The 21,781-nt window shown below is 46.6% G+C and carries 22 protein-coding genes; 12 read left to right on the forward strand and 10 right to left on the reverse strand.

Features of this window, described 5'->3' with window-relative positions; genetic code table 11:
- Positions 1-5: 5 nt before the first annotated feature.
- Positions 6-761 carry a 1-acyl-sn-glycerol-3-phosphate acyltransferase gene (locus FD971_RS08800; protein WP_215333939.1) on the forward strand — a complete coding sequence of 252 codons (756 nt, stop codon included), beginning with the start codon at positions 6-8 and terminating at the stop codon, positions 759-761.
- Here FD971_RS08800 and rsmA read toward each other — a convergent pair.
- From rsmA to FD971_RS08820, 4 genes are read right to left on the reverse strand one after another with little or no spacing between them, the layout of a single operon-like run.
- Complete coding sequence (rsmA, locus tag FD971_RS08805) at positions 750-1,529, reverse strand: 16S rRNA (adenine(1518)-N(6)/adenine(1519)-N(6))-dimethyltransferase RsmA (RefSeq protein WP_215333940.1); 780 nt, start codon at positions 1,527-1,529, stop codon at positions 750-752. The two genes, FD971_RS08800 and rsmA, sit on opposite strands and share 12 nt — an antisense overlap.
- Positions 1,526-2,545 (reverse strand): 4-hydroxythreonine-4-phosphate dehydrogenase PdxA, encoded by a 1,020-nt coding sequence (pdxA, locus tag FD971_RS08810; RefSeq protein ID WP_215333941.1) that lies wholly within the window; start codon positions 2,543-2,545, stop codon positions 1,526-1,528. The genes rsmA and pdxA overlap by 4 nt, the downstream gene beginning before the upstream one ends.
- Positions 2,520-3,968 carry a peptidylprolyl isomerase gene (locus FD971_RS08815; protein WP_215333942.1) on the reverse strand — a complete coding sequence of 483 codons (1,449 nt, stop codon included), beginning with the start codon at positions 3,966-3,968 and terminating at the stop codon, positions 2,520-2,522. The genes pdxA and FD971_RS08815 overlap by 26 nt, the downstream gene beginning before the upstream one ends.
- Positions 3,965-6,499 (reverse strand): LPS-assembly protein LptD, encoded by a 2,535-nt coding sequence (locus tag FD971_RS08820; RefSeq protein WP_215333943.1) that lies wholly within the window; start codon positions 6,497-6,499, stop codon positions 3,965-3,967. Before FD971_RS08820 ends, FD971_RS08815 begins: the two co-directional genes overlap by 4 nt.
- Before the next feature lie 33 nt (positions 6,500-6,532).
- Here FD971_RS08820 and FD971_RS08825 point away from each other — a divergent pair, with 33 nt between their 5' ends.
- From FD971_RS08825 to ruvB, 10 genes are all read left to right on the forward strand, one after another.
- Entirely contained in the window at positions 6,533-7,534 is a 1,002-nt protein-coding gene (locus FD971_RS08825) for an aminoglycoside phosphotransferase family protein (protein ID WP_215333944.1), read from the forward strand.
- Between the two features lie 12 nt (positions 7,535-7,546).
- On the forward strand, positions 7,547-8,263 hold the full coding sequence (murU, locus tag FD971_RS08830; protein WP_215333945.1) for an N-acetylmuramate alpha-1-phosphate uridylyltransferase MurU: 717 nt from the start codon (positions 7,547-7,549) through the stop codon (positions 8,261-8,263).
- The gene (locus FD971_RS08835; protein WP_215333946.1) at positions 8,256-9,626 is read left to right on the forward strand and encodes an aminopeptidase P N-terminal domain-containing protein; all 1,371 of its coding nucleotides are present in this window, start codon (positions 8,256-8,258) and stop codon (positions 9,624-9,626) included. The genes murU and FD971_RS08835 overlap by 8 nt, the downstream gene beginning before the upstream one ends.
- 10 nt (positions 9,627-9,636) lie before the next feature.
- On the forward strand, positions 9,637-10,794 hold the full coding sequence (locus tag FD971_RS08840) for an FAD-dependent monooxygenase (protein ID WP_215333947.1): 1,158 nt from the start codon (positions 9,637-9,639) through the stop codon (positions 10,792-10,794).
- 150 nt (positions 10,795-10,944) lie between these two features.
- Positions 10,945-11,961 carry a tRNA dihydrouridine synthase DusB gene (gene dusB, locus FD971_RS08845; protein ID WP_215333948.1) on the forward strand — a complete coding sequence of 339 codons (1,017 nt, stop codon included), beginning with the start codon at positions 10,945-10,947 and terminating at the stop codon, positions 11,959-11,961.
- A 28-nt stretch (positions 11,962-11,989) separates the two neighbouring features.
- Positions 11,990-12,229: a helix-turn-helix domain-containing protein gene (locus FD971_RS08850; RefSeq protein WP_215333949.1), complete on the forward strand. Its 240-nt coding sequence runs from the start codon at positions 11,990-11,992 to the stop codon at positions 12,227-12,229.
- Between the two features lie 48 nt (positions 12,230-12,277).
- A complete protein-coding gene (gene purH, locus FD971_RS08855; protein ID WP_215333950.1) occupies positions 12,278-13,858 on the forward strand; it encodes a bifunctional phosphoribosylaminoimidazolecarboxamide formyltransferase/IMP cyclohydrolase in 1,581 nt (526 codons plus the stop codon).
- A gap of 6 nt (positions 13,859-13,864) precedes the next feature.
- Entirely contained in the window at positions 13,865-14,386 is a 522-nt protein-coding gene (gene ruvC / locus FD971_RS08860; RefSeq protein ID WP_215333951.1) for a crossover junction endodeoxyribonuclease RuvC, read from the forward strand.
- Positions 14,387-14,412: 26 nt separating this feature from the next.
- Positions 14,413-14,997, forward strand: a complete 585-nt coding sequence (gene ruvA / locus FD971_RS08865; protein WP_215333952.1) for a Holliday junction branch migration protein RuvA — start codon at positions 14,413-14,415, stop codon at positions 14,995-14,997.
- Between the two features lie 31 nt (positions 14,998-15,028).
- Complete coding sequence (gene ruvB, locus FD971_RS08870; RefSeq protein ID WP_215333953.1) at positions 15,029-16,096, forward strand: Holliday junction branch migration DNA helicase RuvB; 1,068 nt, start codon at positions 15,029-15,031, stop codon at positions 16,094-16,096.
- 34 nt (positions 16,097-16,130) lie between these two features.
- On the opposite strand, the gene FD971_RS08875 is transcribed toward ruvB, so the two are convergent.
- Both FD971_RS08875 and tyrS read right to left on the reverse strand, forming a co-directional pair.
- Complete coding sequence (locus FD971_RS08875; protein WP_215333954.1) at positions 16,131-16,670, reverse strand: HPP family protein; 540 nt, start codon at positions 16,668-16,670, stop codon at positions 16,131-16,133.
- A 67-nt stretch (positions 16,671-16,737) separates the two neighbouring features.
- Positions 16,738-17,973, reverse strand: coding sequence for a tyrosine--tRNA ligase (gene tyrS, locus FD971_RS08880; protein ID WP_215333955.1), 1,236 nt, complete (start codon positions 17,971-17,973; stop codon positions 16,738-16,740).
- A gap of 101 nt (positions 17,974-18,074) precedes the next feature.
- Between tyrS and FD971_RS08885 the strand changes: the two genes are divergently transcribed.
- Complete coding sequence (locus FD971_RS08885; RefSeq protein ID WP_215333956.1) at positions 18,075-19,205, forward strand: anhydro-N-acetylmuramic acid kinase; 1,131 nt, start codon at positions 18,075-18,077, stop codon at positions 19,203-19,205.
- A gap of 18 nt (positions 19,206-19,223) precedes the next feature.
- On the opposite strand, the gene erpA is transcribed toward FD971_RS08885, so the two are convergent.
- The 4 genes from erpA to rplM form a co-directional block, all read right to left on the reverse strand.
- On the reverse strand, positions 19,224-19,610 hold the full coding sequence (gene erpA, locus FD971_RS08890; protein WP_012358423.1) for an iron-sulfur cluster insertion protein ErpA: 387 nt from the start codon (positions 19,608-19,610) through the stop codon (positions 19,224-19,226).
- Between the two features lie 82 nt (positions 19,611-19,692).
- Entirely contained in the window at positions 19,693-20,751 is a 1,059-nt protein-coding gene (gene argC / locus FD971_RS08895) for an N-acetyl-gamma-glutamyl-phosphate reductase (protein WP_215333957.1), read from the reverse strand.
- Between the two features lie 113 nt (positions 20,752-20,864).
- Positions 20,865-21,266 (reverse strand): 30S ribosomal protein S9, encoded by a 402-nt coding sequence (gene rpsI / locus FD971_RS08900; protein WP_076023685.1) that lies wholly within the window; start codon positions 21,264-21,266, stop codon positions 20,865-20,867.
- 9 nt (positions 21,267-21,275) lie between these two features.
- Entirely contained in the window at positions 21,276-21,704 is a 429-nt protein-coding gene (rplM, locus tag FD971_RS08905) for a 50S ribosomal protein L13 (protein ID WP_015422034.1), read from the reverse strand.
- Between the last annotated feature and the right edge of the window lie 77 nt (positions 21,705-21,781).

Consider the following 21,781-nt stretch of genomic DNA (forward strand, 5'->3'; position numbering starts at 1 on the left):
CCAATATGACTTTTATTCGCTCAGCTCTGTTTACCCTCTTCTTGCTGATATTTACACCGATCTGGTCAGTGCTCTGCATTCTTGTGTTCCCATTCCTCAATCCTGAGAATCGCTACCGCTTTATCGGACTCTGGAACAAGGTCGTCATTTGGCTCTTGCAACCCCTCTGCGGCATTCGTTACGAGATTCGCGGCATGGAAAACATGATGGCGGTTTTGGATAAACCGGTTGTCGTGCTGAGCAAACATCAATCTGCCTACGAAACCATTTTTTATATTGCTAAGCTTCCTAAGCAAGTTTGCTTCGTTTTTAAAAGAGAACTACTTTGGATCCCTTTCTTTGGCTGGGCTTTGGCCTTGCTTAAGATGATTCACATTAATCGCAATAGCAAAGAAACTGCCGCCCTCTCTGTAGTTAGTCAAGGCAAAAAGCGCTTAAGTGAAGGTAAATGGATTTTATTATTCCCAGAAGGCACTAGAACTCCAACTGGATCTCACCAGCCTTACAGTAAAGGCGGTGCAAGGCTAGCAAGTGCTACCGAGGCACTGGTGATTCCGATTGCCCATAATGCGGGGCGCTGCTGGCCCAAGAATAGCTTTCTCAAGCAACCTGGAACTGTAATTTTTTCAATCGGCCCTGCCATCAGCTCTACCGGAAAAACAGGCGGGCAGCTTCATCAAGAAGTAGAAAAATGGATCGAAGCTGAAATGCGGAAAATTGATCCTACTGCTTACCAGCAGAACCAGAGCTTAGTGGGCTAAAGTTTTAGCCCACTCAATGTAGCGCTCCACTGGAATATCTTGGGCACGCGCTTTTAATTCTGATTCAGATAAAGATAGTCGATCAGCAAAGGCTGATAAGTTAGTGCGCAGCATTTTTCTTCGTTGGGAAAACGCTGCTGCCACTACTTTTTCCAGCGCATGCCACTGCGCATCACTTAAGTTGAAATTCCTTCGCGGAATCATCCGCACTACAGCTGAGTTCACTTTAGGTTGTGGATCAAATGCCTCTGGAGGAACCTCTAAGACTTGCTCCATGTCATAGCGAGCTTGCAACATGACGGATAGTCGGCTGAATTCAGAACCACCAGCCTTGGAGACCATACGCTCAACCACTTCGGCTTGAAGCATGAATACCTGCTCATCAATCAGATGAGCAGCAGAGACAAGATGAAAGAGCAACGGAGAGGAGATGTTGTAAGGCAAGTTGCCAACTACCTTACATAAACCACTATTGGCTGGACGTGTATTTGCCCATTCCAAGAAATCAAACTTCAGGGCATCACCCTCAATGACATTCAGGCCTTTGAGATTCTCTTGATTCCAATAAGCCACCAAATCTCGATCAATTTCCAGAAGGTCCAAATGATCGAGATTGCTTAATAAAGGTCTTGTTAGTGCACCAAGTCCAGGGCCAATTTCAATCACGTGCATATTTTCACTAGGATTGATTGCGGCAATAATGGAATAAATGACTCCGGAATCCTGCAAAAAGTTTTGGCCAAATCGTTTACGAGCGCGATGCGTCATATCTTTAGATTCTTCATGTTTACCGCTAATTGATAGGCAAGTCGCAAAGCCTCTAACATGCTTCCTGACTCAGCAAGGCCTTTGCCAGCAATATCTAGCGCAGTGCCATGATCTACGGAAGTGCGAATAATTGGTAAGCCCAGGGTGACGTTGACACCTCCACCAAAGCTCACAAACTTGAATGGCGCTAAACCTTGATCGTGATACATCGCAATAAACGCATCCACAACATTTAGAGCCTTGGCATCAAACATCGTATCACCAGGATAAGGGCCGCTTACCTCAATACCGAGATCTTTTGCAGCTTGTATGGCAGGTGCAATCACATCAATTTCTTCGCGTCCAAGGTAACCTGATTCACCTGCATGGGGATTGAGTCCTGCGACACGAATTACAGGCTTAGCAATGCCAAATTTTGCCCGTAAGTCCCGATCGACAATCTGAATTGTTTCCAGAATATGCTGATAATTGAGTGTCCCTGGAACCTCAGCTAAAGGTAGATGTGTAGTAACCAAGGCTACTCGAAGTTCACGACTTTTCTGGAGGCCTAAAAAGCCCGTTGGCAATGTCGCACACAACATCATGACAACATGCTCCTGATGGCAAAGCTGAGCTAGATACTCAGTATGTCCGGTAAACAAGCCATCGCTTGAAGTAACCCCTTCATTGATCACACTTTTTTGTATGGGCGCAGTCACCATGGCATCAAAGCGTCCATCTAGACACCCCTTAACAGCGGCATCTAAGATATTGAGAACATACTGTGCATTGGCAGGATTGAGTTGACCAGCCACTACCGGAACAGCAAGAGGAATAGACTCCACCCTCAAGCGAGTTGATACTTCTTTAGGAATGTCAACTACCAAAAGTAAGCTTGGGTCTCCAAGCAAAGTAATCGCACTTGTAGATTGCTCTTGCAAAAAAGCGATTGCAGCTGCAATAGAGATCTCCGGACCAACCCCTGCGGGCTCTCCGGAGCTAATAACTAGGTTAACGGGGGCTAGCTGCTGGATCATCTGCGTTAATGATCTTCACCGTAGCGGTGTCACGCAATTCACGAAGCCAATCTTGATAAGCCTGTTCGAACTTACGCTCACGAATTGCAGCACGAGCAAATTGACGTTGCTTCTCTAGAGTCAACTGCGCCTCACGTCGTTCAAGCACCTGAATCAAATGCCATCCAAACTCCGTCTTCACTGGATTGCTGACATCGCCAATTTGCAAGCGGTTCATTGCTTGATCAAATTCAGGAACTAAATCGCCAGGACCCATCCAACCTAGATTACCGCCATTCGCCGCAGATCCATCTTCAGAGTATTTTTTAGCTAGCTCACCAAAATCAGCAGTCTTTGCGCGAACCTGATCGCGATAGCCTGCTAGACGTCTTTCAGCATCTTGGTCTGTTAAACCTGCACGACTACGTAATAAAATATGACGAGACAAAGTTTGCGTCACCATAATATTTTGGGGGGTGGAGGCATTCTCTTGAGGCGCAGCTTGCTGGGGCTCAGGCGCACCAGCAACCAATGCGCGACGATCTAACACCTTGAGGACATGATAGCCAGCAGGGCTCTTGACAACTGCGTTAGCAACTTGTCCGCTACCAGTATTTCTCACAGCCTCATAAAATAATTGTGGCAGACGATCGGGGGTTCGGTAGCCTAACTCCTGGAATTTAATTTTTGGATTGTCTTTGGCAGCTATCGCACCCAATTGCAAGAAATCAACATCCCCACGCGCTTCACGCAACAATGATTCAGCCATTTTCTTTGCCTCAGCTTGAGCGCCTGCGCCAGCACTCGCATCAGCGGGAATAAAGATCTGCGCAACATCGATTTCTTCTGGTTCACCTTTAGCGGCTGGAGTTGAGCGTGCTGGCTTTCCACCACCGGCTACTGCACGGTTACGATCGGTAATGAAATTATCTACCTCAGCATCCGAAATCTTGATTTTTCCCTCTACTTCACGTTCACGATAGCGACTAATAATCACATCATCATGCAGCATTTGGCGATACCGCTCATATGTACTGCCAGTGGCAGCTATTTTCACTTTTAACTCAGCAACTGTTAATTTATTTTTAGCCGCAATATCGCTAATAATTTTTTCGAGCTCTTTATTCGTAACTACTACACCTTCTTGCTCAGCATTTTGCAGCTGAATCTTTTCGATAATGAGGCGCTCAAGCACGGTCTTGCGTAAAGTGGCTGCGTCAGGAAGTTTACTTCCCTGTTTTTGTAAGGCGACAATGCGATCGTCAATTTCTTTACGTGTTACGTAGCCAGTGTTGACCACCGCCGCAACACCATCAATGTTGCGAATTTTGCTATCAGTTGAAGTTTTTGAACTATCTTGCGCGAACACAAGTTGAGATAGCAAGGCAGCACCAGCCAAAATCATAGCTACAAGAGCTTGGTTAAATCGATTCCTACGCATCATTGATAGTTCTCATATATTGAAGGTGGTATAGGCTTGGAGGTAGGCATATATCCGGGAACATTCAGCTTCATGATATCAACTGGATTGCTACCGGCGCTACCAAAACCCCTAAATTCTAGTTGGAATAGAACTTGAGTAGTTGTGATTTGTGAGGTGTTGAGCATCTGCGAATAAGCGCCCCGCAAAGTCCAACAGTCACGCGTCCACTCCAAAGCCACCAGCGTATTGAGAGTTTTGGTCGTTAAAGCATCATAACCCCAGCGGCCCAAGACAGATACCTCACGCGTAATAGGCCATTGCCCTGAAACATTGTATTGATCAGTAGTGGTTGCCGATGGAACAAACGCTTGGTTATTCTGAACAGATGCTTGTATTGGTGGAGACCAAACATTTCGATAGCCAAAATTTAGACTTCTTCCAGGCGTAGGTCGCCAACTACCACCTACAGTTGTTTGGACCAAGCGATTCAATTGCGTGTTGTACTGCCCAAACACATCTGTACTGAAGTTACCAAGCAAACGAACCGAAGCAGAGCCCAATGTGTCTGAATAGGTTGTAGGGTTTGCAATGGTGCCATTGAGACCCACTTTCTGCCCCGTAAAGGCTTGACGTTGTGCCAGTGTTACATTGGCTCGTTCTGCGCCTGTATTGGCCTCAATCATACGGCTGGTAATACCGCCGGTTAACTTATTGTTATCTGCAATACGGTCATTACCAACAAAAGTATTTTCACTAAAAATTTGACTTACGCCAAAACCGGCATCAGCCGTATCAAACAAAGGAGTTTGAGCCTGGCTCTCAAATGGCGTGTAAACATAAAAAGCTCTTGGCTCCATAGTGAGTAACATATCGCGCCCATAGAAGCCTTTTAACTCAGCGGCGTCTCTTTCAAATGCCAGCCCTGAATCCAGACTAAATGTCGGAATAGTGAAGCCTTGAGCGGCTGGTGCACCCACAGGGTTGTATGGTGTTACGTTGTAGGTATTTGACTGAAAACTCACTTTCGGAGTGATGTAGTAACCAGGCGTAATCTGGGGAAGGGCCATAGCGCCCTTAATCACTGTTCGATCAGCTTGGCTATAAGCACCCGGAGCAGTTGCCGCCAAGTTCCCACCAATATTGTAGGAAAAGCGCGTGAAATCAGTTGAAAAAGATGTTGCAGGGCCCGAGGGCAAGGTGATGTATTTCCCACTGGTATCAGCAACAGCTGGTGTTAAACGATTATTGTAGGCAGCTGTGACATTCGGCAGAATATTGTATGGAGACTGAACGGTCACCGTGGGATCCGGCTGTAAAGTCTGGAATGTCAGTGCTCTTGCCCCAACAGTCCAGTTACTCAAGCTCCCTGTTAAGTTCTTGGTAGTACCAACCTCTTGGCGAAACTGGTTGGTCACTGCACCAGCAATACTTTGTGAAAAGTCAGTTGGATATAAGTTATCCGAAACTCGTGCCACATTGGCATAACCAGTCCAGGCACCAGCAATCGGGATGCCACCCATGCCTAATAAATCACCGCTAAAGTTTTGCCTCTGTTGCCAGTCATAACGCCAACGATCCGTACCAGTTTTGCGATCGTAAGGTAGATAGTCACCCATTAAGTTACCAGAGTACTGCTTGTCCAAAAACTGATACTTCGCGCCCAACTGAACTCCACGTTGACCCATTACTCGAGGCAGCAAGAGTAAATCACGATTCGGTGCGATATTGACGTAGTAAGGCGTTGTCACATCGATACCATTATTGGAGTTGTAACCTGCTACAGGAGCCAGGATTCCAGAACGACGTTGATTGGATGTTGGCGCAGTGAAATAAGGAGCGTAAGCAATCGGTACATCAAAAAACCGCATAACACCGTTCGTACCAACCATCTCCTTTTGCTCGTTATCAATTTCCAAAGTACTCGCCGTGAAATACCAATCTAAGTTTTCTGGGGTACAGGTTGTGTAGGTGGCTTTATCAAACACAAATACATCAGGGGTTTCAATCGTTAATTTTTTTGCATTGCCGCTGGCTCGGTTATCACGCAGCTCGTAATTCGGGGTTTCCATTTCGCCTTCGCGAGCATCCACTCTGAAGCGCGCTTTTGGTCCCTTGAACGAAGCATTGCCTTTTGAAAATTCGGTGTTGCCAGACAAATTTGCTACATCAGAATCGGGATCGTATTTAATTTCATCTGCTTTAATCACCGCACCATTACGACGAATTTGCGCACGACCTTTTAAGCGCATTTCACGATCTACAATTCCATCAATCGAATCACTTGAGGTGAATGTCAAAGCATTACCATCGGCGATAGGCTTACCAACCCGCAATTGATCATCCAACTTTAAGACAGTAACATCGCCACGATCGGGAATTAAAACGGAGTTGGCAGAGCTGCCTATAGACTGCGCAGAAGGAGGTAAAGGTGCGGGTGCTTGAGCGGCGCCTGGAAGAGCAAATTGCGACAATCCAACCCCCATCATTACGCGCAGGGTGACAGCTAAAAAAAGAGGGGCGCAAAGGCCGGCGCGACGGCGATAATGACTCATAGATCCAGACCCGCCTTATTATACGAATCGACCATGACTGACTCTCGCTTAGACACCCTCCGTAACTGGCTAAAAGGCCTTGAACCTAGCTGGCAATTAGATCTCGCCACTTTGGCCCCCGCCTCGGCAGATGCCAGCTTTCGGCGGTATTTCCGGATTGAGTCCAAAAACCCGGATTTTCCAACTTTGATCGTGATGGATGCCCCACCCCAACATGAGCCCTTAGATGCCTTCATTAAGGTCGATTTATTGCTCGAAAATGCCGGCCTAAACGTTCCGAAAATTTTGGAAAAGAATGTGGCTGAAGGCTTTCTTTTACTCAACGATCTTGGCACTAAAACTTACCTTGCAGAACTCAATGCTGAGAGCGCCGATCATCTATATAAAGATGCAACCCACGCTTTAGTTCAAATGCAATTAGCAAGTAGGTCGGATGTATTGCCGCACTACGACGAAGCGCTCTTGCAGCGTGAGCTTGATTTATTTCCTGAGTGGTATCTAGGGAAACATTTGCATATCGACTTAACTGAACTTCAACATTCTCAATTGAAGCAGGCATTCGAACTCATTATTCAAAACAACCTTGCACAAGCAAAAGTCTACGTACATCGCGATTACCACTCACGTAATCTGATGGTGACTGAAAAAAATAATCCTGGAGTAATTGATTTTCAAGATGCGGTGTATGGACCAATCACTTACGACGCCGCTTCACTCTGGCGTGATGCTTACATTGCGTGGCCCGAAGAACGTGTGATTGATTGGGTGATTAAATTTTGGGAGGAAGGTCGCCAAGCTGGCTTACCTATGCCAACTGATTTTGGTCAGTTCTATCGTGACTTTGAGTGGATGGGTTTACAACGCCACCTGAAAGTCTTAGGAATTTTTGCAAGGCTGTTTCATCGCGATGGCAAAGATGGTTATCTCAAAGATATTCCATTGGTACTCGAGTATGCGATTGCCACCGCAAATCGCTATATCGAATTGAAGCCCTTGGCACGCATATTAGAGTCGACGCGCCCTACTAAGAAATAACAGCAAGTCGTCATGAATAAGCGCAATCTCATTCCTTGCTTTTTACTGGCCGCCGGTAGAGGCGAGCGCATGCGTCCACTCACTGATGAATTGCCTAAGCCACTCCTAACCATCAAAAACAAATCTTTACTTGCCTGGCATTTAGAAGCATTAAGAGCGGCAGGCATTAAAGATGTCGTGATTAACCATGCTTGGCTTGGCCACAAGATCGAGGAAGCTTTAGGGAATGGTAGTCAATTTAATCTGGGCATTACCTACTCCCCAGAAACTAGGGCCCTAGAAACAGCAGGTGGGATTCGCAAGGCACTGCCTTTACTCAACCCCAGCGATTACTTCCTGGTCATCAACGGGGATGTTTTTAGCCCAAATCTACCGATTGAGCAGCTTTTGGGACAAGTCTCCAGTTTGCGAAGCATGCCAAATCAGCCCTTGGCACATCTTTTGATGGTACCCAACCCGGTTCAGCACCCTGAGGGGGACTTTTATCTGAAGGACTCCAAAGTGACTAATGATCGGCTGGATGGGGCTGAAAAACTCACTTTTTCCGGTATTGGGCTATATCACCGAGACCTCTTTAAAGATGTAGAGTTGGATGTACCTGCTAAGCTAGCCCCGCTCCTGAGAAAGGCTATGACTGAAAATAAAGTGTCCGGTGAAAAATATACCGGTCCGTGGCACGATGTAGGTACGCCCCAACGATTACAAGAGCTCAACGCAGCGCATGAATAAATCCGCCATTTACCAACAACGTCGAGTTGAACTTGCAAAACTAATCTGCGCCAAAACTGGCGGAGGCATTGCCATCATTAATACGGCACCAGAGACTTCCCGTAATCGAGATAGCGAATTTCCTTATCGTCACGATAGTGATTTTTTCTACCTTACCGGCTTTGATGAGCCGGGTGCAACACTCGTATTAAAGACTTCTGGATCAGCATCGCAAGCTCAACTGGAGTCCCATCTTTTTTGCAGGCCCAAAGATGCTGAGCGTGAGATTTGGGATGGTATTCGTTTAGGGCCAGATGTAGCACCTTCAATTTTGGGTGTGGAATATGCGCATAGCAATCATGACTTAGATTACAAGCTGAGTGAATTATTGGCGGATCAAGATGCTGTCTATATTCGCCTCTCAGAGAGTGCCGAGACGGATCGTCGCTTACGTCATTGGATGAAGCAAGTGCGGGCTCAGGCCCGTGCTGGTGTTAATCCACCATCAGAGTTTCATGATGTAGAGAGCTTGATTCATGAAATGCGTCTCTTTAAAGATGTGCATGAAATTGACATCATGCGTCGTGCTGCCCAAATTTCTGCGCGCGCCCACATTCGCGCAATGCAAGCCTGCAAACCTGGTATGCGTGAATATCATCTCGAAGCCGAACTTCTTCATGAGTTCCGCTACAGCGGTGCACAAAGCGTTGCGTACAACAGCATTGTTGCTGGTGGTGCCAACTCCTGCATTCTGCATTACCGCGCTGGCGATACTGAACTGCGTAGTGGCGAACTCTGTTTAATAGATGCAGGCTGCGAACTAGATAGCTATGCTTCCGACATTACTCGTACATTCCCAGTGAATGGCAAGTTCACAGGGGCGCAACGCGCGCTCTACGACATCACACTAGCTTCGCAAGAAGCGGCTATTGCAGCAACTAAGCCTGGCAATACATTTATGCAGCCACATGAAGCTGCACTTAAGGTGCTGACACAAGGATTGCTTGATGAGAAGCTACTCAAGCTATCTGAATTAGGCTCCTTGGATAACGCAATTGAAACTGGCGCCTATCGCCGCTTCTACATGCACCGTACCTCACACTGGTTAGGCATGGATGTACATGATGTTGGCTCCTATCGCGAACCTCTGAGCACATCTATAGACTCCTCAGAAAAACCATGGCGCCTTCTTAAGCCCGGCATGGTCCTTACTATTGAACCAGGCTTATACATTCGTCCAGCAGATGATGTAGATGAACGCTTTTGGAATATCGGCATTCGTATTGAAGATGATGCCGTTGTCAACGACTCTGGTTGTGAATTGATTTCTCGTGACGTGCCAGTCAAAACCGATGAAATCGAAGCGCTGATGAAGAATAATTAAATTGCCAAGCATGTCAGCAACAAATTTTGATATTGCGATTCAGGGTGGCGGGCCAGTTGGTTTAGCCTGCGCAGCATGGTGCTTGCAAAAGTTTCCTGAAGCCAAGATTGTGTTGCTCGATCGCAATCCTTTAGAGGATGCTGATTTAGCGGCTGCTGATAGCAGAGGCATTGCTTTATCGCATGGCAGCAAACTCTTGCTCAACACCATTCATGCATGGCCTACCGAATGCGCCGATATTCATCGAGTGCATGTGTCACAAGCAGGTCGTTTTGGCCGCGCGCTTATGACTCGCGAAGAATTAAAGCAAGATGCTTTAGGTCACATCATTCGCTATCGTGATATTCACCTGACATTGCGCAAAGCCTTAAGGGTCATTCAAACAAAAAGTCCGAATTTTGTTTGGAAGCACATTGATGCGCAAACAGACACATCAAATATTCAAGCCAAATGTGTAGTTCATGCAGAAGGTGGTTTATTTAAAACTCAGGATTGGGTGGAGTCTGGCCGAGACTATGAGCAATCTGCTTTGGTTGGCTTAGTTGAGGTTGAGAATGCAGAGCACTACCAAGCATGGGAGCGATTTACCTCTGAAGGACCTTTGGCAGTGTTGCCAAGTCACTATGGTCCCAATATCCTAAATCTGGTTTGGTGTGGAACCCCAAGTTCTTCACAAGCACGTCTTGCTTTAAGTGATGCTGAATTTCTGAAAAGCCTTCAAGCCGAGTTTGGTTCGCGTATTGGTCAGTTCCTCAAAATCCAAGATCGCCGTCTCTATGAGTTGGGGCTTAATTACCGCAAGGAAATTACTCAGGGAAATGAAGTTTGGATCGGCAATGCTGCTCAGACTTTGCATCCCGTTGCAGGACAGGGTCTAAACCTTGGATTGAGGGATGCCTATCTCTTGGCCGAAAAACTGAGTGCCTTATTCTCCAAACCTGAAGATCAAAAAACTCCTCTAGCCATTGAAATGATCCTGAAGGACTACGCCCAAAGTCGCAAGGCCGATCGTTCTGCCACCATTGGCCTAACCGACTTCATGGCCAGAATCTTCACGTCTAATCTACTGCCAATTGTGATCGGTCGTGGATTGGCTTTATCGGCCCTCCAATGGGTCCCATCAGTCAAAACAGCCTTAGCTCGCCAGATGATGTTTGGCAGGCGCTAAGGGGCTTTAATAGCCCTCAAAAGACAAGCATTCCTCGTTTGATCTAAATCACGGAATCTGCCTATTTTTTAGGCAGATTTGGGCTGACTTGTGCTAAAGTGACACCCTTTCCCCAGCCCTTAAAGCCATCGAGAAACCAGCCCTAAACAGATGAAGATTGGCCCACACCTGCTCGCAAATAGATTATTTGTTGCCCCAATGGCTGGGGTAACAGATCGCCCATTTCGTCAGCTTTGCAAAAAGCTTGGTGCTGGGTATGCCGTATCTGAAATGATCGCCTCAAATGCATTACTTTGGAAGAGTGAGAAAACCCAGCGTCGTGCTAATCACCAAGGTGAATTTAAGCCAATCGCAGTGCAAATCGCAGGGGCTGATCCGCAGATGATGGCTGCCGCAGCCAAACTTAATGTCGATCATGGCGCCCAGATCATTGATATCAATATGGGTTGCCCAGCCAAAAAGGTTTGTAATGTTGCAGCTGGCTCTGCACTATTAAGAGACGAGCCTTTGGTACAACAAATTTTGGAAGCCGTAGTTCAGGCCGTAGGTGTAGGGCCTGATGCAGTTCCTGTGACCTTAAAGATTCGGACAGGCTGGGATCGCGAACATAAAAATGCGATTGATATTGCACGTCTCGCTGAAAAATCTGGCATCTCCATGTTGACGGTTCACGGCCGTACGAGAGCAGACCTGTATCACGGTGAAGCAGAATATGAAACCATTACCGCAGTAAAGAATAGCGTTGCCATTCCGGTGGTTGCGAATGGTGATATCACTACTCCAAAAAAAGCAGGATTTGTTTTAAAAGCAACTGGCGCCGATGCCATCATGATTGGTCGCGCTGCTCAAGGGCGCCCTTGGATCTTTCGTGAAATCAATCATTTTCTGGAAACGGGCGGCAAATTACCAACACCGCAGATTAATGAGATTCAGGAAATCATGAATGCCCATCTGATTGATCACTACGAGTTCTATGGTGAATATGTTGGCTTGCGCACAGCGCGCAAGCATATCGGTTGGTATTGCAAAGGCTTACGTGACTCCCATGCCTTCCGCCAAAGAATGAATACCGCCGATGATTGCAAAACCCAATTACAGATGGTGAATGATTTTTTCAATGAAATGAAATCCCACTCTGATCGTTTGTTATTTTTAGAAGCAGCCTAAATTTAGTTTTTAGTTATTTAATTTATCCATGACCAATAAGCACCCCATCACTGAATGTATTGAGACCCAACTCCAACGTTATTTGGATGACCTCAAAGGAACACCTCCATCTGACTTGTATCAAATGGTTCTCGCAGTAGTTGAAAAGCCGATGCTTGAATTAGTCATGCAGCATGCGAAACAGAATCAATCATTGGCGGCTCAGTATCTTGGCATCAACCGCAACACACTACATAAGAAGTTGGTTGAACACCAGCTTTTGAAATAAGCCAGACCCTATTTGCAAATTCTTTATTAATTAATCCTTCTGAAAAATATGATCCGTACAGCCCTTCTCTCTGTTTCCGATAAAAATGGCATTGTGCCGTTCGCTAAATCTCTTCATGAGCAAGGCGTTAAGCTGATCTCTACTGGCGGAACTGCAAAACTCTTAGCTGAAAATAATTTGCCAGTAGTGGAAGTATCTTCACTTACGAAGTTTCCAGAGATGTTGGATGGTCGCGTAAAGACCTTACACCCCATGGTGCATGGTGGCTTACTGGCTCGTCGAGATTTTCCTGAGCATATGGCAGCTTTGAAAGAGCATGGTATCGATACGATCGATATGCTCGTGATTAACCTCTATCCGTTTAATGAAACAGTTGCTAAAGCGGATTGCTCATTTGAAGATGCGGTTGAGAACATTGATATAGGTGGCCCTGCGATGTTGCGTGCCGCCGCCAAGAATCACCAAGATGTGACTGTACTGATCTCCCCAGAAGACTACGCACCCGTACTTGAAGAAATGAAAGCTAATAAGAACGTGGTTTCTTATAAGACTAATTTGGGCCTGGCTAAAAAGGTATTTGCCCATACCGCCCAATATGATGGCGCAATTGCGAATTATCTATCTGCCTTAGGTGATGATCTCGATCACCAGAAGCGTTCTGCTTATCCAGAAACGCTGCACCTTGCTTTTGAAAAAGTACAAGAAATGCGCTACGGTGAGAACCCACACCAATCAGCAGCCTTCTACAAAGATATCTATCCAGTTGATGGCGCACTGGCCAACTACAAACAATTACAAGGCAAAGAACTCTCCTACAACAACATCGCTGATGCTGACTCTGCCTGGGAGTGCGTCAAGAGCTTCACCGGCAATGCTGGTGGCGCTGCAGCTTGCGTCATCATCAAGCACGCCAATCCTTGCGGCGTAGCCGTTGGTGCCAATGCACTTGAGGCCTATGAAAAAGCCTTTAAAACAGATCCTAGTTCAGCCTTTGGCGGAATCATTGCCTTCAACGTCCCATGTGATGGTGCAGCAGCTGAGGCGATTTCTAAGCAGTTTGTAGAAGTATTAATTGCACCTAGTTTTAGCGATGAAGCAAAGGCTATCTTTGCTGCCAAACAAAATGTACGTCTCTTAGAAATTCCTTTGGGCACTGCATTTAACGCATTTGATTTCAAACGTGTAGGTGGTGGCTTGCTAGTTCAATCCCCTGATGCCAAGAACGTTCTTGAGAATGAAATGCGTGTTGTGAGCAAGCGTCTCCCAACCCCAAGCGAAATGCACGACATGATGTTTGCATGGCGTGTTGCGAAGTTCGTCAAATCCAATGCAATTGTGTATTGCGCTAACGGCATGACTCTCGGTATTGGAGCCGGCCAAATGAGCCGCGTAGACTCTGCGCGCATGGCCAGCATTAAAGCCGAGAATGCTGGACTCAGCCTCAAAGGCTCTGCAGTGGCAAGTGATGCCTTCTTCCCATTCCGCGATGGTTTAGATGTCGTTGTAAATGGTGGTGCAAGCTGCGCTATCCAGCCTGGTGGCAGCATGCGTGATGATGAAATTATTGCTGCGGCCAATGAGCATGGCATTGCCATGATCTTTACTGGCACACGTCACTTCCGTCACTAATCACCTATGCGCTGGATAGGAATCGACCCTGGTCTACGCACAACGGGTTTCGGCGTCATTGATGTGGATGGCCAAAAACTGAGCTACGTAGCCTCTGGGACGATTGAAAGTGGTGATCCAGACCAAGGCCTTCCTGTGAGATTGGGAATCTTGTACGCGGGTATTAAAGAAGTGCTGGAGACTTACCACCCAGAACAAGCAGCTATCGAAGAAGTATTTCTGAACGTCAATCCCCGCTCCACTCTAATGCTAGGTCAGGCACGAGGCGCAGTGATTGCAGCTTTAGTATCCGACAAGCTCCCTGTTGCAGAGTTCAGCGCACTCAGAGTGAAGCAGTCCATCGTGGGAACTGGTAGAGCTACTAAACCTCAAGTTCAAGAAATGGTGAAGCGTTTACTGCGTCTAAGTCGCGCCCCTGGAACGGATGCGGCCGATGCTCTGGGAGTGGCGATTTGCGCTGCGCATCATGCCCAAATTCCGAGAGCAATTACTGCTGCTCTTGCACCCAAAAAGACTAGCAAGAAATAACAATACAAACAGGTTAAGATCTTTACATGATTGGTCGCATACAAGGCATTCTCGTTTCAGTTCACCCACCCCGTCTCTTGGTAGATTGCCAAGGTATTGGATATGAGGTTGATGTCCCCATGAGCACCTTGTATCAATTGCCTCAAGCAGGTCAGAAGATAACGCTGCTGACACATTTTCAAGTTCGGGAAGATGCGCAGCAACTCTTTGGCTTTGCTACTGAAACTGAGCGTGAAGCATTTAGACAACTCATCAAGATAAGTGGTGTCGGCTCACGCACTGCTCTTGCCGTACTTTCAGGCATGAGCGTCAATGAATTAGCCCAAACAATTGCCATGCAAGAAGCAGGGCGTCTGACTCAAGTGCCGGGGATTGGTAAGAAAACTGCTGAGCGTCTTTGCCTCGAGCTTAAAGGAAAATTAGCCCCCGATCTAGGAATTATGGGAGACAAACCCCAAGTGATTGAGGCAAGTAGCGAAGTATTGCAAGCTCTCTTGGCGCTGGGCTATTCAGAAAAAGAAGCGCATCTTGCCCTCAAACAAATACCGCCTGACACTACAGTTTCAGATGGCATCCGCATGGGCCTCAAATACCTCTCGAAGTCTTCATAACTAGTTACGAAAACACCACTACACTTGCAGTATGGCAATCCACACCGAAGACCTGAGCTCTATTCCCGAAGATTTACCGGAAGACAATGACCGCATCGTTAGTGGTGCAGCAGGTAATTCTGAAGCCGTCTTTGAGAGAGCATTGCGCCCAAAACAGCTGGATGAGTATGTTGGCCAAACTAAAGCACGTGCCCAACTAGAAATCTTTATTACTGCAACTCGAGCTCGTCAAGAAGCTCTAGATCACGTTCTCTTGTTTGGTCCTCCTGGACTTGGTAAAACTACCCTAGCCCACATCATTGCCAGAGAGCTTGGTGTGAACTTGCGCCAAACTAGCGGCCCCGTTCTCGATAGACCTGGTGACCTCGCTGCTTTACTGACTAATTTAGAAGCAAACGATGTGCTCTTCATTGATGAGATTCATCGCCTCTCTCCGGTAGTTGAAGAGATCCTGTACCCAGCACTAGAAGACTACAGCCTAGACATCATGATTGGTGAGGGCCCTGCAGCACGCAGCGTCAAAATTGATCTCAAGCCATTCACACTCATTGGTGCAACTACACGTGCCGGTATGCTCACCAATCCACTGCGTGATCGCTTCGGCATTGTGGCAAGACTCGAGTTCTACACTACTGAAGAGCTCACCAAAATCATTACGCGCTCTGCAAGCCTACTCAAAGCTGATATTGACCCAGAGGGATCAATTGAGATTGCGAAGCGCGCCAGAGGCACTCCACGTATCGCTAATCGCCTATTACGTCGCGTACGTGACTATGCTGAAGTTAAAGGTACCGGAACTATTACTAAAGCCATGGCCGATGCAGCATTGAAGATGCTCGATGTCGATCCAAGCGGGTTTGATGTGATGGATCGTAAATTACTAGAAGCCATTTTGCATAAGTTTGATGGTGGCCCAGTAGGCATTGATAACTTAGCGGCAGCGATTGGTGAGGAGCGTGACACCATTGAGGATGTCCTAGAGCCCTACCTGATACAACAGGGCTACTTGCAGAGAACCTCTAGAGGAAGAGTGGCAACGCGTCAAGCCTACGAGCACTTTGGGTTAACACCACCCAACGATAATGGCCAGATTTCTTGAAACAACTCAGATAAGCTGAGAATAGTCACCAACCCTAGTTTGGCCTGTTGGGGTAACTTTTACCAGTTAAATTACTGTAGGCTGCTCCAACCAAAACCAGGATTGCAGAATCTATCAATATCGGAAATATTGCATATCGATAATTCATTACATTGCCGAGCACCACAATTAAAGCAATTGCGGCTGCCGGGGGATGCAAGCAACGCAAAATAAACATTCCCAAAATAGATAGACTGGCTGCAAATGACATTGCAATGAGTGGATCACCTACAAAATGAATTACTGAAATACCGACTAAAGCAGATAAGGTATTGCCTGCAATGACCGCCCAAGGTTGGGCCATAGGACTCTGTGGGAGCACAAAAACTAATAAAGCACTGGCGCCCAAAGAAGCCATAAGCCATTCATTAACTCCACTTAGATCCCCAAGATACCTTGAGATAAAGAGCACGAGTAAAAGACCTGCAAATACTCCGAATACTGATCGGAAGCGCTCTAGCCAAGAAACGTATGGCTGATCTCCGCCGAAATAAAAAGCGTATTTTTTTAAAAGATGGTTAAGCGTATGTCTCATCGTGATTCATATTTTTCTCACAAGCAACATAGTGATGTATCGAACGGTGCAGTTAATTTCCTTACCGCTATTTAATTATTGTCACCTTAGCGAACTTACGCTTACCTACCTGCACTACGTAAGTTCCGGCTTCCACTTTTAACTGCTTATCAGCAACTGCTGCACCATCAATCTTCACACCGTTTTGCTCGATGTTGCGATTCGCTTCGGAAGTGGATGGCGCCAATCCAGCTGCCTTCAGAACATTGGCGATCTGCATTGGGGCACCAGAAAGATTTACCTCTGGAATGTCGTCAGGTACACCGCCTTTAGCGCGGTGATTAAAGTCTTCAAGCGCTTTTTCTGCAGCTGCTTGCGAGTGGAATCGGGCAACGATTTCTTGTGCAAGCAGCACTTTGCAATCTTTAGGATTTCTGCCGGCAGCAACTTCTTGCTTCATTAAATCAATCTCCGCCATAGGGCGGAATGACAGCAATGTGAAGTAATCCCACATTAATTTATCGGAGATACTCAAGAGCTTGCCAAACATCTCACCAGCTGGTTCGCTGATGCCAATGTAATTGCCTTTGGACTTACTCATCTTGTCTACTCCATCCAAACCAACGAGGAGAGGCATGGTCAAAATACATTGTGGCTCTTGACCATACTCACGTTGGAGCTCGCGCCCAACTAAAAGATTAAATTTTTGATCAGTACCACCAAGCTCTAAATCACTCTTTAAAGCAACGGAGTCATAGCCTTGCATCAATGGATACAAAAACTCATGTACAGAGATAGGTACACCGCTACGGTAGCGCTTGGTAAAGTCATCGCGCTCTAACATTTGCGCAACGGTATATCGCGCTGCCAACTGAATCATGCCGCGCGCACCCAGAGGGTCGCACCACTCGCTGTTGTAACGGACTTCAGTTTTAGCAGGATCCAGCACCATACTCGCTTGGCGATAGTAGGTCTGCGCATTGACAGCAATTTCTTCAGCGGTCAGTGGGGGACGTGTTGCATTCCGTCCGGAGGGATCACCAATCATGCTGGTGAAGTCGCCAATCAAGAAAATGACCGTATGACCCAAATCTTGAAGCTGACGCAATTTGTTCAAAACAACAGTATGACCCAAATGAATATCCGGCGCAGTTGGATCTAAGCCCAATTTAATACGCAAAGGTGTGCCTGTAGCCTGGCTTTTAGCTAGCTTCTGAATCCAGTCAGCTTCAACCAATAACTCGTCACAACCCCTTTTAGTCACTTCAAGGGCTGCAAAAACTTCGGGGGTCAGTGGGTATTTTTGTTCTGGTTTAGCCGTCATGCTGATTGGGTTAGCTTAGTGACTTACTTAGTCGGTTAAATTAGTATTTAGATTGCTAAAGCATAATTGTCGCATTCCTGAGAACAAAGTCCTGATACAGCATGAATAAGCCTCAATCCCTCTATATTGGCCTGATGTCTGGCACTAGCCTAGATGGGATAGATGCCGTGCTGGCAAAGATTGAAGCCTCCGGGGAGACATCCCTGCTGGACTCCGTAAGCATTGCCTTTAGCCCCGAATTACGTAAAGCGCTACTAGATCTCCAGACCCCTGGGCCAAACGAGATTCACCGGGAAAACCAAGCCAGCAACGCCTTAGCCGCAGCCTATGCGGATGCTGTCAAACAATTACTAAGTCAGGCCAAACTATCTCCTGCAGATATCAGTGCTATTGGCGCGCATGGCCAGACCATTCGTCACCAGGCTGATCTGGCTTATCACCTTGCCTATACCCATCAAACTCTCAATCCAGCCCTATTAGCGGAACTCACTGGGATTGATGTCATTGCTGACTTTAGAAGTCGTGATTTAGCAGCAGGTGGTCATGGTGCACCTCTAGTGCCAGCCTTTCATGCGCAACAGTTTGCTACAGATAAAAATATCTCTGTGCTCAACCTTGGCGGAATTGCCAACCTCACGCTATTACCCAAAGAGGGTGAGGTTAAAGGTTTTGATTGTGGTCCCGGCAATATTTTGATGGATGCCTGGATTGCGGAGCAGCAAGGACATGCCTTTGATGAGAACGGTACTTGGGCATCACAAGGCAAAGTCAATCAAGCGCTGTTATCAAGAATGATGACAGATTCATTTTTCGCAAAGGCTCCGCCCAAAAGCACGGGGCGCGATGACTTTCATCTAGGGTGGTTGCATAAGCAAATTGGCTCAGACAACATTAATGCAGAAGATGTTCAAGCAACGCTATTGCAATTAACTGTGGACTCAGCCTTGCAAGCTTTAGAGCGCTACGCCCCGCAAACCCAGATGCTGGTTATCTGCGGTGGCGGTGCGCGCAATATTGCCTTATTGGAATTATTTAAATCCAGAGCTGAAGACTTATTTAAAAACTCACTGGAGATTGTTACCAGTGATGCGCTTGGCATTGACCCACAACTCGTAGAAGGGCTCGCGTTCGCTTGGCTTGCTTGGGCTCATAAAGAAAAACGGCCAGCAAATTTGCCAGCCGTTACGGGAGCGAAGGGCCCTAGAATTCTAGGCGCTTGCTATCCTGCGTAATTAAATTGCTTTCTCTCTTTAAGCAGAGAAAGAAGATCCGCAACCACAAGTAGTTTGCGCATTTGGATTTTTGATTACGAACTGTGAGCCATTGATATCTTCTTTGTAATCAATCTCTGCACCAACTAAATATTGGAAGCTCATTGAATCCACCAATAAAGTCACGCCATTCTTTTCAAAGAGTGTGTCATCTTCATTCACAGCATCATCAAATGTGAAGCCATATTGAAATCCTGAGCAACCGCCGCCTTGAACAAACACGCGTAGTTTTAATTCAGGATTGCCTTCTTCAGCAATCAAGTCAGCCACTTTTGCAGCAGCACTATCCGTAAACACCAATGGAGTTGGTGGTTCAGCTAAATCTTGTGCTGGTTGCGCAGTTTCTTGCGTAGCTAGTTGGGTCATGATTTACTCCTAATTCAAAAGACAATAACTTATTTTAGGCTTTTAATTCCAAGCGTGCTGAAGGGTCTTTACCGCTACCCTATTATGGTGAAACTGCAATCTGAGTCAATCCAGTGGTTTCAGGCAAGCCAAACATGAGGTTCATACACTGAACACCCTGGCCTGAGGCACCCTTCACCAAATTATCCTCAACCACCAAAATAACCAAAGTATCGCCATTGCCAGGACGATGAATGGCAATACGCAAGCCATTGCTGCCCCGCACAGAGCGTGTTTCTGGATGGCTACCTGCTGGCATTACATCCACAAAAGGCTCTCCTTTGTAGAAATCCTCATACAGCTTTTGGAAATCCATCTTCATGCCAGCCTCAGTCAAGCGGACATACAAGGTTGAATGAATACCTCTAATCATTGGCGTCAAATGCGGCACAAATGTCAGACCAATCTGATCGTGACCAGCAATCGCCTTCAAGCCCTGGACAATTTCCGGGAGGTGACGATGGCCTTTAACACCATAGGCTTTGAAGTTATCGCTAGACTCTGACAGCAAGGTACCGATCTCTGCCTTACGTCCAGCACCAGACGTGCCTGACTTTGAATCAGAAATAATATGCGTGCCATCAATTAGCTGTTTGCCGCCGGTAGACTTTGGCGAAAGCAAGGGAGCAAGCCCAAGCTGCACAGAAGTTGGATAGCAACCAGCTAAACCCACTACGCGCGCTTTTTTAATTGCTTCACGATTGATCTCTGCCAAACCATAAACTGCCTCTGCCAAGATTTCTGGGCAGCCATGCTCCATGCCGTACCACTTAGCAAACTCTTTAACATCTTTTAAACGGAAGTCGGCAGCTAAATCCAAAATCTTCACATTGTTGGCGAGTAATTCTTTGGCTTGTGCCATTGCAACGCCATGCGGTGTTGCAAAGAATACTACGTCGCACTCATTTAACTTGGCTTCATCTGGTGTCGTGAATTTCAGATCAATGCGGCCCCGTAAAGATGGGAACATCTCAGCGACTGGTATGCCAGCTTCTGTACGGGAAGTAATTGCCTGAATTTTTACTTCGGGGTGTTGCGCCAATAAACGTAGTAATTCCACTCCGGTATATCCAGTGCCACCTACGATGCCAACTTTAATCATGCCATTCTCCAAAATACCAACAGATGAATTTTATTTCTTGAATACCTAGATTGTAGAAACAAAAAGGGCCGCTTGCGCGACCCTTTCGATAAAACTTAAGCGACTGAAAGAAATTAGCGCTTGCTGAACTGCTTACGACGACGCGCGCCATGCAGACCAACTTTTTTACGCTCAACTTCACGAGCATCGCGAGTAACCAAACCTGCTTTAGACAGGGCTGGTTTCAATGCGTTGTCGTAGTCGATCAATGCACGAGTAACGCCGTGACGAACTGCACCAGCTTGGCCAGTTTCACCGCCGCCGCTAACGTTTACTTTGATATCAAAGGTTGTTAGGTGGGCTGTAAGAGCCAAAGGCTGACGAGCGATCATGCGTGATGTTTCGCGAGCAAAGTAAGCATCGATAGGTTTACCGTTAACAGTAATCTCACCTTTACCAGATTTAATGAATACACGTGCTACAGAGCTCTTGCGACGACCTGTACCGTAATTCCAATTTCCGTAATTAATAGCCATTTGGTTTCCTTAAATCTCTAACGCTTTTGGCTGTTGAGCCGCATGCGGATGACTGGCGTCGCCATAGACTTTTAATTTCTTAATCATGGCATAACCAAGTGGGCCTTTTGGCAACATACCCTTCACAGCCTTCTCTAAAGCACGACCTGGAAAACGATCTTGCATCTTGTCGAAGTTAGTCGAGCTAATACCACCTGGGTATCCGCTGTGACGGTAATAAATTTTGTTCAAGCCTTTTGTGCCTGTAACACGCAGCTTAGAAGAGTTGATGACAACAATGAAGTCGCCAGTATCAACGTGTGGGGTGTATTCAGGCTTGTGCTTGCCGCGTAGACGGAGTGCCACTTCACTGGCGACACGACCGAGGACTTTGTCCGTAGCGTCAATCACGAACCATTCATGCACTACCTCATGGGATTTTGCAGAAAAAGTTTTCATGATTTCTCAAATTGTTATAGTCAAAAAAAATTACTCCAACCAAACTACGTCCACCTTGGCCCTGCTTATGTTTGCAA

This window comes from Polynucleobacter sp. AP-Ainpum-60-G11, from assembly GCF_018688375.1.
Classification (GTDB): Bacteria; Pseudomonadota; Gammaproteobacteria; order Burkholderiales; family Burkholderiaceae; genus Polynucleobacter.